Source organism: Pseudomonas sp. Marseille-Q5115 (assembly GCF_916618905.1).
Lineage (GTDB): Bacteria > Pseudomonadota > Gammaproteobacteria > Pseudomonadales > Pseudomonadaceae > Aquipseudomonas > Aquipseudomonas japonica_A.
Map to the genome: position 1 here is coordinate 3047036 of NZ_CAKAKI010000001.1, position 12752 is coordinate 3059787.

General features: G+C 61.9%; 11 protein-coding genes and 2 pseudogenes. 9 read left to right on the top strand and 4 right to left on the bottom strand.

Annotation, left to right across the window (positions count from 1 at the left end; genetic code table 11):
- Positions 1 to 146: 146 nt before the first annotated feature.
- From LG385_RS13990 to LG385_RS14000, 3 genes and pseudogenes are all read left to right on the top strand, one after another.
- Positions 147 to 243 (top strand): annotated as a pseudogene (locus LG385_RS13990) (LysE family translocator); the annotation flags it as partial.
- Position 244: 1 nt separating this feature from the next.
- Positions 245 to 409, top strand: a complete 165-nt coding sequence (locus tag LG385_RS13995; protein ID WP_225776310.1) for a hypothetical protein — start codon at positions 245 to 247, stop codon at positions 407 to 409.
- A 108-nt stretch (positions 410 to 517) separates the two neighbouring features.
- Positions 518 to 994, top strand: a complete 477-nt coding sequence (locus LG385_RS14000) for a GNAT family N-acetyltransferase (RefSeq protein WP_225774800.1) — start codon at positions 518 to 520, stop codon at positions 992 to 994.
- Here LG385_RS14000 and LG385_RS14005 read toward each other — a convergent pair whose 3' ends face one another.
- Positions 995 to 1744 (bottom strand): 3-oxoacyl-ACP reductase family protein, encoded by a 750-nt coding sequence (locus LG385_RS14005; RefSeq protein ID WP_181114640.1) that lies wholly within the window; start codon positions 1742 to 1744, stop codon positions 995 to 997. It lies immediately after the preceding gene.
- Between the two features lie 542 nt (positions 1745 to 2286).
- Between LG385_RS14005 and LG385_RS14010 the strand changes: the two genes are divergently transcribed.
- Both LG385_RS14010 and LG385_RS14015 read left to right on the top strand, forming a co-directional pair.
- A complete protein-coding gene (locus LG385_RS14010) occupies positions 2287 to 3141 on the top strand; it encodes a DMT family transporter (RefSeq protein WP_225774801.1) in 855 nt (284 codons plus the stop codon).
- Positions 3142 to 3301: 160 nt separating this feature from the next.
- A complete protein-coding gene (locus LG385_RS14015; protein ID WP_225774802.1) occupies positions 3302 to 5419 on the top strand; it encodes a TonB-dependent siderophore receptor in 2118 nt (705 codons plus the stop codon).
- Between the two features lie 53 nt (positions 5420 to 5472).
- Here the strand turns inward: LG385_RS14015 and LG385_RS14020 are convergent, their stop codons facing one another.
- Positions 5473 to 6645, bottom strand: coding sequence for a GGDEF domain-containing protein (locus LG385_RS14020; protein WP_225776243.1), 1173 nt, complete (start codon positions 6643 to 6645; stop codon positions 5473 to 5475).
- A 189-nt stretch (positions 6646 to 6834) separates the two neighbouring features.
- On the bottom strand, positions 6835 to 7863 hold the full coding sequence (locus tag LG385_RS14025; RefSeq protein ID WP_225774803.1) for a chemotaxis protein CheB: 1029 nt from the start codon (positions 7861 to 7863) through the stop codon (positions 6835 to 6837).
- Between the two features lie 252 nt (positions 7864 to 8115).
- Here LG385_RS14025 and LG385_RS14030 point away from each other — a divergent pair, with 252 nt between their 5' ends.
- Positions 8116 to 8514 carry a helix-turn-helix domain-containing protein gene (locus LG385_RS14030; RefSeq protein ID WP_225774804.1) on the top strand — a complete coding sequence of 133 codons (399 nt, stop codon included), beginning with the start codon at positions 8116 to 8118 and terminating at the stop codon, positions 8512 to 8514.
- 100 nt (positions 8515 to 8614) lie between these two features.
- On the opposite strand, the gene LG385_RS14035 is transcribed toward LG385_RS14030, so the two are convergent.
- Positions 8615 to 9376, bottom strand: a complete 762-nt coding sequence (locus LG385_RS14035) for a substrate-binding periplasmic protein (RefSeq protein ID WP_225774805.1) — start codon at positions 9374 to 9376, stop codon at positions 8615 to 8617.
- 245 nt (positions 9377 to 9621) lie between these two features.
- Here LG385_RS14035 and ppnN point away from each other — a divergent pair, with 245 nt between their 5' ends.
- The 3 genes and pseudogenes from ppnN to LG385_RS25765 all read left to right on the top strand — a co-directional run.
- Positions 9622 to 10995, top strand: coding sequence for a nucleotide 5'-monophosphate nucleosidase PpnN (gene ppnN, locus LG385_RS14040; RefSeq protein WP_181114648.1), 1374 nt, complete (start codon positions 9622 to 9624; stop codon positions 10993 to 10995).
- A 51-nt stretch (positions 10996 to 11046) separates the two neighbouring features.
- Positions 11047 to 11616: a GNAT family N-acetyltransferase gene (locus LG385_RS14045; RefSeq protein WP_225774806.1), complete on the top strand. Its 570-nt coding sequence runs from the start codon at positions 11047 to 11049 to the stop codon at positions 11614 to 11616.
- Positions 11617 to 11752: 136 nt separating this feature from the next.
- Positions 11753 to 12538, top strand: a pseudogene (locus tag LG385_RS25765) (MCP four helix bundle domain-containing protein); the annotation flags it as partial.
- Positions 12539 to 12752 lie beyond the last annotated feature (214 nt).

Below are 12752 nucleotides of genomic sequence, written 5' to 3' on the forward strand. Positions count from 1 at the left end.
ACTTTGGCTTGCAACCGCCCTCTGATGTGCGTGAGTGCACATCCGCCTGGTTAACTGTAGCTATGGCATTAGGCGTTACTGTCCCTGTTTCCCATGCCCCTTGCGAGGTAGTGTCGAAGGCCAACTGCGCCCAAGGAAGAAATACAATGCTGGATGCCGCCAACCTTTACCTTTTCGTCCTTGCAAGCCTGCTTTTGTTGATCGTCCCCGGGCCCAACATGGCCTTCGTGACCAGCCATGGCTTTTGGCGACCATCGCGCTCGCTTTCCACATCGCGCTCGGTGTGTATGCGGCGAAGATTGGCAGCGCGCTCGGCAGGCAACGGGGCTCCCGGCTGGGCAACTATGCCTTTGCATCGGTAATGGCAGGGCTGGCGGCGCGGCTGTTGCTGGTTCAGCGGCCGGTATAGTTCAGGCGCAGCGTCCCCTTCGCGAGCTCCGCCTGCGGCTTCGCTTGCTCCTACGATAGCCGGCGCAATCTGTTCATCTTCATGCCTAAAGCATTCAAGGAACTCACCATGCACACCTTGGCCTGGCTCGAAGACCATATGGAGCACTGCCACACGATGGCGCAGTGGCTGTACGAGCAGTTCACTTATGAATTCGAGCCCCTGCCTCTGGCGGCATGGCAACAGGAGTTCGCTGAGGGCCAGCACAACGGCGCCTGGAAGTGCCTCATCGCGCTTGAAGGCGAGCGGCTGTTGGGTGGGGCATGCCTTGCGGCCGATGACCTTCCGGGCCGTGCGGATCTGGGCCCTTGGCTGGCGTGCGTATACATCCACCCCGCCGCCCGTGAACGTGGGCTGGCGGGGGCGCTGATCGAGGAGATCTGCCGTCACGCGAAGGCAACCGGCGCGCGTACGCTCTACCTTTATACCCATGACCGCCAGGCGTATTACGCCAAACGCGGCTGGGTAACGCTGGAGCCGTTCCAGGCGTGGGGCAAGCAGCACTGGCTGATGTCACGACACATCGACGACCAGGGCCCCCGATGATCAGGCGCCGAAGCCGCCGTCAATGGTCAAGTGGGCACCGGTGATATAGCCCCCTTCCGGCCCGGCAACGTGCGCTACCAGCGCGGCCACTTCTTCGGCGCGGCCATAGCGGTCCAGCGCCATGAGCGCCAGCATGCCTTCGGCGAAGTCGCCATTCGCCGGGTTCATGTCGGTGTCGATGGGGCCCGGCTGCACGTTGTTCACGGTAATCCCGCGGGGGCCCAGGTCTCTGGCCATCCCCTTCACCAGCCCCACCAGCGCCGACTTGCTCATGGCATACACACTTCCGCCGGGAAAGGGCATGCGGTCTGCGTTCACACTACCGATGTTGATGATGCGCCCGCCTTCCTTCATATGGCGGGCGGCCGCCTGGCTGGCCACGAACACGCTGCGCACATTCACCGCCAGGGTGCGATCGAAGTCTTCCAGGCTGATGTCTTCGACAGACCCCAACACCAGCACGCCCGAATTGTTGACCAGGATGTCGAGGCGGCCAAAGCTGGCCACTGTCTTTTCCACAGCAGCGCGTACCTCCTCTTCCCGGGCGGCATCGGCACGGATGGCCAGAGCGTTGCCGCCCTCGTCGTTGATGCTGGCCGCCAGCGCCTGGGCTTTCTCCGCCGAGTTCACGTAGGTAAAGGCCACGCTTGCACCCTGCTCCGCCAGGCGTCGAACGATCGCTTCCCCGATACCCCGGGAGCCGCCCTGCACCAGGGCTACCTTTTCACTGAGTGTGTGGCTGATTTGCATGATGATCTCCTTTGAATAACGGTAAGCCCCGGGCAGCCGAGGATGAACCTGTGCGGATGAACGAACCGGATCTCGAGCGAGAAACAGCGAAAGGAAGGCAGTAACGGCTGTGCGCAGCGCGAGGATCAGACAATCTCAGGGCATGCATGCCGGATGGGCAATGAGGTGCATGGCTTTTGCAGCCTAGCAGCAAGTTGCACAGCGTGACGGGCACCCTCCGGCTGCACGTTGTGCGCTTGGGTATATTTACAGCCGCTGACTGGCTCTGTTATGTTCGGCTCACTTAACTGTGGTAACCCTTCCATGTTCTCAACCACCCACATCGCGCCTTTCGCGAAGCCCGCCGCCTCCCGGCAGCCGGGCAGCTGTGTGGTTGCCACTTGTGTTGTAGCAGCGGTCGCCTGCGTATCTCCTGCTCCGCCACGGCGGGTTGCGCTGGCCTGACCGGCCGACTGTCACAGCTCCAGCCTCAGAGCCTTCGAAACGCTGCCCCTGCATGGGGTGCTGGAGCCTGTCTGTTCTGAACACAGGTGATTCACTTCATGAGTATTTCCCGCTCTACCCTCGCCACTTATGGGGCCATGGGTTCTTTCGTACTGCTGTGGGGCAGCGCCGCAATCTTTACCCGTTGGGGGTTGGACCACGGTTCGCCTTTCGGGCTGCTGATCGTGCGCTTCAGCCTGGCCTTGTTCGCGTTGTTGTTGATAGGCGGTGTTCGCGGGCGTTGGTTGTCCGCCTCGGGCACCCGAATCTCGGTAGCGGCCACCGGCTTCATGCTCATCGGCGGGTATTCCATCTGTTACTTCAAGGCCATGGCCTACGGCATCACCCCCGGGGTGATCGCTACCCTGCTCGGTATACAGCCCATTCTCACGTTATTACTGCTTGAGCGTCGCGCGTCACCGGCAAGGCTGGCAGGGCTGCTGGTGGCGCTCACCGGGCTGGTATTGGTGGTGTACGACAGCGTGATGGCGGCGCATGTGTCTGTGCTGGGGTGCGTTTTCGCGCTACTGGCGCTGGGCTTCATGACCACCGGGGCGATCCTGCAAAGGCGTGTCAGCCAGCACCCTGCCGAGGTGATGCCGCTGCAGTACGTGGTCAGCCTGCTGCTGTGCCTGGGGTTCAGCCCCTTCCAGCCCGTAGCGGTCAGCCTGGACATCGGCTTTATCGTGCCGGTGATGTGGTTGGGGTTGGTGATTTCGGTAGGGGCGCAACTGCTGCTCTACCGCATGATCCAGGGTGGCAACCTGGTGAACGTCACTAGCCTGTTCTATCTGGTTCCGGTGGTTACCGTAGTGCTGGATTACCTGGTGCTAGGCAACACGCTTGCGGCCATGAGCCTGGCGGGAATGGTGCTTATCCTGCTGGGGCTGGCAGTGGTTTTCCGCAGCAAGTGATGCGGTTTGGGGGCTGCATGTGCGGTGCAGGTGCAGCCCCTCGCCTGTTAAGCGTGCCGATGTGAAAAAAATGTCGACGGTTTGTTACCGCTGCGTCTAGTTCTCATTTGCGTTTTCATTCAGAATCGTGCGCTTCCATTCACCTCCAGGAACCGCGACCTTGAAACCTCGTCTCCCCGCCACCTTGCTGTTAGTCAGTGCGTGCAGCGCGCTGCCGCTTGCCCACGCCGCCGATGTGGTCACCTTGCCAACCACGCAAATCGAGGACACGGTCGCGGCCAGCGAAGGGGAACCTCAGGGCTATCAGGGCCAGCCGTCTTCAAGCACCACCAAGCTTGGCCTCACCAAGCAGGAAACACCGCAAGCCATCACCACCATCACGCGCAAGCAGATGGACGACTTCAAGATGAACAGCGTGAAGGACGCCATCCGCGCAGCGCCCTCCGTCACCGTGGAGCAAAGCGAAACCGACCGAACCGAGTTCACGTCCCGCGGCTTCGAGATTGGCACCTTTGAGTTCGATGGCATGGGCATGCCCTTTACCCAGTCGATCCAGAACGGCGACCTGGACATGGCCGAGTTCGAGCAGATCGACATTCTGCACGGCGCCAACGGTTTGATGAGCGGCACGGGCAACCCTTCGGCCACGGTGAACTACGTGCGCAAGCGCCCCACCGAAACCTTTCAGGCGCAGATCAACACCAGCGTGGGCTCGTGGGACAACCGCCGGGTAGACGTAGACGTGTCCGGCCCGCTCACCCCTACCGGCAACGTACGTGGGCGCTTTATCTATGCCCACGACAAGGGCAACTCCTGGCTGGACCGCTACAGCCATGAAAAGAACGTCACCGCCGGCTTGCTGGCCTTTGACCTGTCCGACGCCGACACGCTGACCGTAGGCTTTACCCAGCACAACAGCGATTCGAACGGCAGCACCTGGGGCAACCTGCCGCTTACGGATTCTTCTGGCAACGCCATTCACTACAGCGGCCGCAGCTCAAGCGTGGGCCAATCGTGGACCTACTGGAACATCCATACCCAGCGCGCCTTCGCCGAGCTCAAGCATGAGTTCGACAACGGCTGGAATGCGACCGTGACGGCGACCGGAGTTACCGAGTACCAGGACACGAACATGTTCTACGTCTCCAGCGTGACCGGCGACGATGCTTACGTGTACGCGGCGGATACCTCGGGCAAATCCCACCAGATAATTGGCGAGGCGAAGGCGTCGGGGCCGTTCAGCCTGTTCGGCCGCGAGCACGAGCTGACGATTGGCGCGAGCTATGGCCGCACCCATCAGAAAGCCCGCGAGTACGACCCGGCCCGCGCGGATGTTGACCAATTCGGGTACTACCACACGTCGTTCGCCGGTCTGTTGGCGGGCACGGCGGCGAAACCTGACTTCGTGTACACCAGCGCTACCAATACGCAGAACTTCGAAGATCGCCAAAAGAGCCTGTTCGCGGGTGCGCGCTTCAGCCTGGCCGATGACCTGCACTGGATCGCCGGTGCACGAATGATCAGCGCAGACGGTTCAGGCCTCAGCTACGGTTCAGACCACTCCATGCGCGAACATGGCAAGGTTACCCCGTACACCGGCCTTGTATACGACCTGAGCAAGCAGTGGGCGCTTTACGCAAGCTGGACCGAGATCTTCAACCCGCAGTACAACACGGTCGGCCTGGACAAGAGGCCGCTCGACCCGCTGGAAGGCAAAAGCCTTGAAGCGGGTATCAAGGGCCGCCTGATGGACAATCGCCTGGACCTTACTGCCGCTGTCTTCAAAACCAAGCAAAGTAACGTCGCGGGCGCGTACGTATTCGATGGTTCTCAGTACCTCTACGAAGCAGTGGACTACAAAAGCCACGGCATCGAGCTGGAAGCGTCCGGCGAGGTCTACCCAGGCCTGGACCTGCTCGCTGGCTACACCTATGTACGCATTGACGACGACAACGGCGACAAGGCGCGCAGGTTCATACCGACTCACAGCTTCCACGGCCTGGCCACCTACCGCCTGCCCTTCATGCCGAAAGCGACCGTGGGTACCCGCGTGAGCTGGCAGAGCGGCATCCAGAACGACACCACCAGCGTGATTCGCCAGAATGCCTACGCCGTGGTCGACCTGATGGCTGGGTATGACATTGACGAAAACTGGAGCACCGCGCTGAACTTGAACAACATCAGCGACCGCAAGTACCTTACCTCCCTCTACAGCGGGACCGCCAGCAACTACGCGGCACCTCGTAACGTGACCGCTTCGGTCAGCTGGAAGTACTGACCCTCCCGCCCCGCTTCGCCTTGGCCCACCTGATGGGCCCAGGCTGAAGCGCCTCAGGCCACCGGCGCCTGCCCCTCGGGCGCCGGGTCGGCCAGCCGTAAACTGTCACGCCCGCCTCGCTTGGATTCATAAAGCGCGGCGTCGCCTTGTTCGATGAGTGCCGCCAGGCTTGCAGGTGGCCGCACGAACAGGCTGGCGCCGATGCTGAGGGTAACCGCCTCGGCGGTAGGGAATGCCTGGGCGGCAAACTGTTGGAACCGCTCGCGCAATTGCTCGCCCAGCGACAGCACCTGTGCCTGTGACGCCCCGCCCAGCAGCATGATGAACTCGTCCCCGCCCAGCCGGGCCGCCAGTGCACCCTCGGGCAATACTGCGCGGATCATTTCACTCAACGACACCAGCAGGCGGTCGCCCGCACTGTGGCCGTACAGGTCGTTCACCGGTTTGAAGTTGTCGATGTCGATCAGTAGCGCGGCGCCCGGCCTTGCAGCGCTGGCGGTGCTCAGCAAACGGGGTGCCTGAACATCCAGCGCACGGCGGTTATACAAGCCGGTGAGCGGATCCCGCGCGGCCAGGCGGGCGATGCGGGTTTCGCGCCGATAGCGCTCCGTACCGGTCATCGACAGCGCAATCAACATGATCGCCATCGCACCCTCCACCAGGGAGATCTGAATGATCTCGCCTCGGAACGCCGTAAGGTCGATCACGGTGCCGGGGATACCCGCGCTCAGCGCCTTGGCGAAATAAAACGTGCCGTGGGCCAACAGCACATATCGCAACTGCACCGCGCCCACCGTGAGGGATTTCCCATGCGGGCGCAGCAGCAGGCCAGCCCTGAACATCAGCACGGCCACCAGCAGGGAGTTGGCGGCGAGCATCAGTTTGGACCACGAAGGGTCTTCGGGTAGCAACAACAGCCCTGCCCAGCCCACGAACATCAAATACCAGGCCCGTGATAGCCGCGTCTGGGTGAAGCGTGCCACCCCCAGCAAAAACAGCCAATGCGCAACCACCAGCAAGCCGTTGGCGAACCAGATGCCTACCAGTAACAAGCCGCTGCCGCGCAGCAGGGCAAGCGTGGACCCCACAGCAATAGTGGCAAACCCGCTGCTCCAGAACAGTAGCGAGGGCTGACGCACGCTGCGCCATTCCATCGCCAGGTACAACGCGGCGGCGGCCGCGAGGGCGATCGTGATGGTGAGCATGGTTGGGGGGTCGAGCGCGATAAACACGGGCGGGCCTGAAGTCGACAAAAAAGAGGGGGATTGTAAGCCGTTGCGCTTGGTTTTCAGAGCGCCGGTTCGCCTCTGGCCGACGGCAGGCGGCCGCGCAAGCAAGCAAGCAAGCAAGCAAGCAAGCAAGCAAGCCACGGCCGAGCCTGCGCCCTTCACTCCCGATAGGGGTAAGCTGGTAACTCAGCCAGTGGCTGGAGAGCCAAAGATGTCTAGGTCCAGCACCACTTCGCGCAAAGGCTCGAGCCTTGCGTGCGCACGGTCCGCCTGCTCCAGGCAATAGGCTGCGTCGGCGGTGTGCCCCGCCTCGCTGGCAAGCTCCGCCATCTGCCGTAGCAGCAGGATGCGTTCTTCCAAGGCTCGCAGCACATCCCAAAGGCCTTCATCCACGCTTTCATTGATCGCGCCGATAAGGGTTTTCAAGGAGTAGGCATGGCCCGTGTGGCAACGGAAGCGGATGATCCGCCCTTCTTTGATTTCCACCAGTGCGCCATGGCATTCGGGGCAGGTGTACCTGGACACTTTGCCAAGCCCGAACACCCCTTCTTCAAGGCCCTTGCCACTCATGCTGATCCGGTTTTCGATCACCAAATGCTCATTCACGGCGTCCGGTACAAGCGCCTGAGTGAGCGCTCGTTCGCTGACCAACTCGCCTATCCGCTCCGCCAACAAGCGAACCGGGGCAACGAAGTCCACCTTCACGTGATCGATGGCACTCTGCGGCATGGAACTGTGCATGGCTTCGGCAGGGTCCTGCACCAGTGCAAAACCGTTGCGGTCCTTGATCGCCCACAGCCCGGCGGTGCCATCGTCCAGGGCTCCGGTGAGCACTACTCCGATAGCGTTGTGCCCATAAGCGACGGCGGCGGACCTGAACAACACGTCGATGGCCGGCCGAGCCCTGCACTCCCGCGGCCCGCGGGTCACCCGCACCCCCTGCGCGTCGAGCATGAGATGGCGGTCGGGCGTGGCCACGTACACCGTGCCAGGTTTCAGCGCCTGATCCTCATAGGCCGCGATCACCGGCAGCCGGGTGGCCCGGGAAAGGATGCGGTCAAGGTTGCTCCGGGCTTGGGGAGGTATATGCATCACCACCAGAAAGGCGGCCTGCGTATCAGGGTCGATGACCTCGAAAAACTGCTGCAGCGCATCCACGCCCCCCGCAGACGTCCCGACTACAACGACCTTCCGTGCCTTGCCAGGTTTATCCATGCTGCTCACGTTCCTTCGAACCATGCCGAGGCGGGAATCCCCGCCGGTTGGGTGCCGGCCAGCCAAGGGTGTAGTGCGAGAAACTGCAGGTTGGCTCGCCTGGCAAGGATTTGGACCACTGCGTGAAGGTGGTGTTCGGTACGTATGGTGCCTGCAAAAACTAGAAGGGCCAGGTGTTACAATCCGCTTTTGCAATTCCTCGAATCAAGCATTAGCTTGCAAACCGGTCAACAATCAAATGACAGGCCCCAATTGCGAGACAGACACGCAACAGAGCATTGGGTATTCGTCGCTCCTTTGCTCAGCCCGCCGCGCAGCGAGGCGGAGTACGACGCCCTGGTGAATGCTCTGGACAAGCTCCAGGAAATTACCGGCTACGACAATGACCATCCCCTGGATGGCATGGTCAGCCTCATGGCGACCCTTATAGAAGCCTACGATCACCAAGTACGGCCTATGCCATGCGCGTCTGGCATTGATGTACTACGTTCGTTCATGGAAGAGCATGAGTTGACCCAGCGCGACCTGCCAGAGTTGGGCAATCAGTCGACTGTGTCGCAGCTGCTCTCCGGCAAACGAAAGCTGAGCGTCAGGCAAGTCAAGGCATTGGCAAATCGCTTCGGCGTCACTGCAGAGACGTTCCTCGGATAGCCCTGGCGTGACCCTCGAGCACCCATTCCTTGGCAGGCTTTGCACACGGACGCCGTGATGACGCAGCAAGTACCCCGTGCTGGGGTCACGTCGCAAACGGCTACTGCACCGTTGCGCCCTGCCCCGCGCCCTTCTGCGCCGTGAGTGCCTTGAGGCTGCCATCGGCGCGCATTTCGGCAATGGCCCGATTGAAGCCCTTGATGATCTTGCCGTGGTCTGGTGTTTTGAGGCTTACCAGAATACGCAGGTCGGCTTCGGCCAACGGCGTGGGCAGCGGCTCCACCTGGCTTTGAATGGGAGCGGGTTGCCGTTCCAGCACATAACGGCCCACGCGCTCGTCTTCCACCGCCAGGGCTACCCGCCCGGCGGCGAGCATTTCCGTCGCCATGGCGAAGTTCTTCACGGGTATCTTCAGCAGGTTGCTGTTGCGGGTGAAGGCCGGGCTGTAGGCGTAGCCCCTCGCAACGGCGATAGGATACTCAGCCAGGCCGTCGAGGTCTCCATCGAAGTCGACCGCAGCCCCCCGTTGGCGCCAGAACAGAATGCGGTTGGCCAGGTATCCTTCGGAATGCTCGCCGATGCGGGTGCGGTCGTCGTTGTACCATACCGTGACCAGTACGTCGTAACGCCCATCTCCGAGGCCTTGCACCGCGCGCGCCCAGGGTACCTGCTGAAACTCACAGGGATAGCCCGCACGGGTCAGCGCCGCCGTGACCACGCTGGTAGCTACCCCGCTGCCGGGCAGCGAAGCATCCACATAGGGTGGCCACAGATCGCCTACCAGCCGCAGCGGCGCGGGCCATGCCGCTGCGGGAAGCAACAGTGAAACCATCAGGCAACCGCCGAATAACAGTGTGCGCATGTACTTCTCCCGCGCGTGGCCAGCCCATGGCTGAAAGCGCCTGCGCCGACGATAGGCTGTGCGGTGACTGCACGCCAGCCCCTGGCGGAAAGATCCTGCTCAATGGCGCTTTAATAGCATGGTGACAGGCACCTACATGCAGCGAGAGTTTGCTTTCCACCGCAAGGCTCGGTTCAATGACTCCAGTGCAACTGCCGAGGCCCGGCCAGCCATACGGCCCGGGGCTCGCTCAAAGGGAACCGAGTATGACCGCACGAGCCGTAATCAACGCTTCGATCAGCCCAAAGGGCAGCCTGGAAACCCTCTCGCAACGCGAAGTGCAGCAACTGAGCGAAGCGGGCTCAGGGAGCATCTACACGCTTTTCCGCCAATGCGCCCTGGCCATTCTCAACACTGGCGCCCATGTGGATAACGCCAAGACCATCCTCGATGCCTACAAGGATTTCGAGGTACGCATTCACCAGCAGGATCGCGGCGTTCGCCTGGAACTGCTCAACGCACCGGCCGACGCCTTCGTGGACGGCGAAATGATCGCCAGTACCCGGGAGATGCTGTTCAGCGCCCTGCGCGACATTGTGTACACCAAGAGTGAGCTGGACAGCCAACGGATCGACCTGAGCAACTCCGTGGGCATCACCGACTACGTGTTCCACCTGCTCCGCAATGCCCGCACCTTGCGCGCCGGGGTAGAGCCGAAAATGGTGGTGTGCTGGGGTGGCCACTCCATCAATAGCGATGAGTACAAATACACCAAGAAGGTGGGCCATGAGCTGGGCCTGCGCAAGCTTGACGTGTGTACCGGCTGCGGCCCGGGTGTGATGAAGGGCCCGATGAAAGGCGCCACCATTGCCCACGCCAAGCAACGGCTTACCGGGGGCCGCTACTTGGGCTTGACCGAGCCAGGGATCATTGCCGCCGAGGCGCCGAACCCCATCGTGAACGAGCTGGTGATCCTGCCGGACATCGAAAAGCGCCTCGAAGCGTTCGTGCGTGTCGGCCACGGCATCATCGTGTTCCCGGGCGGCGCGGGCACCGCCGAAGAGCTGCTGTACCTGCTCGGCATTCTCATGCACCCGGAAAACCGCGACCTGCCCTTCCCCTTGCTGCTCACCGGCCCACGCAGCGCCGCCAACTACTTCGAGCAGCTGCATGCGTTCATCGGGGCTACCCTGGGGCCGGCCGCGCAGGCGCTGTACACCATCATCATCGATGACCCGGCCGAGGTGGCCCGGCAAATGGCCCAAGGCCTCAAGGACGTGAAGCTGTTCCGCCGCGAGCGCGCCGATGCCTTCCACTTCAATTGGCTGCTGCGCATCGAAGAAGGCTTTCAGCGCCCGTTCGACCCCACCCACGAAAACATGGCCGCGCTGCAGCTAAACCGCGACATCCCTCCACACCAACTGGCGGCAAACCTGCGCCGGGCATTCTCGGGGATCGTGGCGGGCAACGTGAAAGAGCACGGCATCCGCCTGATCGAAGCCCACGGCCCGTATGAGATCCACGGGGACCCTGCGATCATGCAACCCCTGGATAAACTGTTGCGTGCCTTCGTGGCGCAGCACCGGATGAAGCTCCCTGGTGGAGACGCCTACGTGCCCTGCTATCGGGTAGTGCAATAACCTTGTGAGGCAGTGCCCCGTCGCGCACTGCCTCAGCTTTCAGGAAACATCATGATTTCGATCCGCCCCATGCAGCCAGAAGATTTCCCTCGCTTCTGGCCTACCTTCCAGGCCGTGGTCAGCGCCCAGGAAACCTACGCGTACGATCCCAACCTGACCGAAGCTCAGGCCCGGGCGCTGTGGCTCGACCTGCCGCTGCACACCTTCGTGGCTGAAGAGGATGGCGTGCTGCTAGGCAGCTATTACCTCAAGGCCAACGCTGCCGGCCCCGGCAACCATGTGTGCAATTGCGGCTACATGGTCACCGAAGCCGCGCGTGGGCGTGGCGTGGCGCGGTTGATGTGCGATCATTCGCAAACCCAGGCCCGCGACAGCGGCTTTCTTGCCATGCAATTCAACTCGGTAGTAGCCACCAACGAGGTGGCCGTAGCCTTGTGGCAGAAGCTGGGCTTCGAGGTGGTCGGCAGGTTGCCGAAGGCTTACCGCCATGCTCGCAAGGGCCTGGTGGATTGCCTGGTGATGTTCAAATGGTTGGCCCCCGCCCCGGCCGAAGCTCCCCCTACGCCGCTGATCGGTCGCAAGAATATCGAGTCGGTGGTGTCGCGCCCTCGCCGCCGCTAAAGCCTTCACGCGGTCGCCCGCACGTCGGGCGCACGGCCGCTGCGCTTTAATTTGCTCAAGTATCGCCGATGCTTATGGCCATCGGCAGGCGGTGCCTGCGCGTTCGATTTAAAGCACGGAAAAGGGCTGAACCACCATGGGCTTTATCAACAACGCCAAGTTGGCGACTAAACTGCTAAGCGCGTTCATCCTGTGCGCACTGCTTACGCTGATCGTAGGCATCATCGGCGGCCGAGGCATTGGCCAGATCAGCGATAACCTTAACAGTGTGTTTAGTAACAACGTCGTTTCCATTACCAGTACCAATAAAATACGGACCAACCTTATCGCTCAGAACCGCGACCTGTACCGCTACCTGTCCTTGACAGCCTCCAATGCCCCCCTCGAAGCTCGCCGCGAGCTGCTTGGCAGCATGAACGCTAGCCGCGACGAAGCCTGGAAGGCGTTCTTGAATTACCGGACCACGCCCCTGGCCGATGACGAACGCGCCGCAGGCGATGCCTTGCAGCAGACCGACTGGGCCAGCTTTCAAGCGGCCGTGGATCGCGCGGTGAGCCTGATCGACAAAGGCGACATGGACATGGCACGTCAGGCGCTCAACGGCCCGGTACTGGAAGGCTACCGCCGCGTACTCGCCGAAGTGACCACTATCAACGACTCCAATGTGCGTCAGATCGATGAAGCCGCCACGGCTTCGGAAGCGACCTCTAAGAAGGCGACCTACCTCCTGATCGCCGGTATTGCGATCGCGTTCATCATGGCCATCGGGTTGGGCATGCTTATCACGCGCGTCATCGTGAGGCCGATCAACCTGGCCGTCTCGACCGCCCGCCGTGTGGCCGATGGTGACCTGACTGTGCCCATCCGGGCCGACCGAACCGACGAAACCGGCATGCTGCTGACCTCATTGGGTACGATGCAGACCAACCTGAAAAACACTATCGAAGAGATCGCCAAGGCGTCCGACCAGCTGGCGTCGGCGGCTGAAGAATTGAGCGCGGTGACCGAAGAAAGCACCCGTGGCCTGACCCGTCAGAACGACGAGATCCAACAGGCCGCCACGGCGGTAACGGAGATGACCAGCGCGGTGGAAGAAGTGGCCCGCAATGCGGTATCCACCTCCGAAGCCTCGCGCA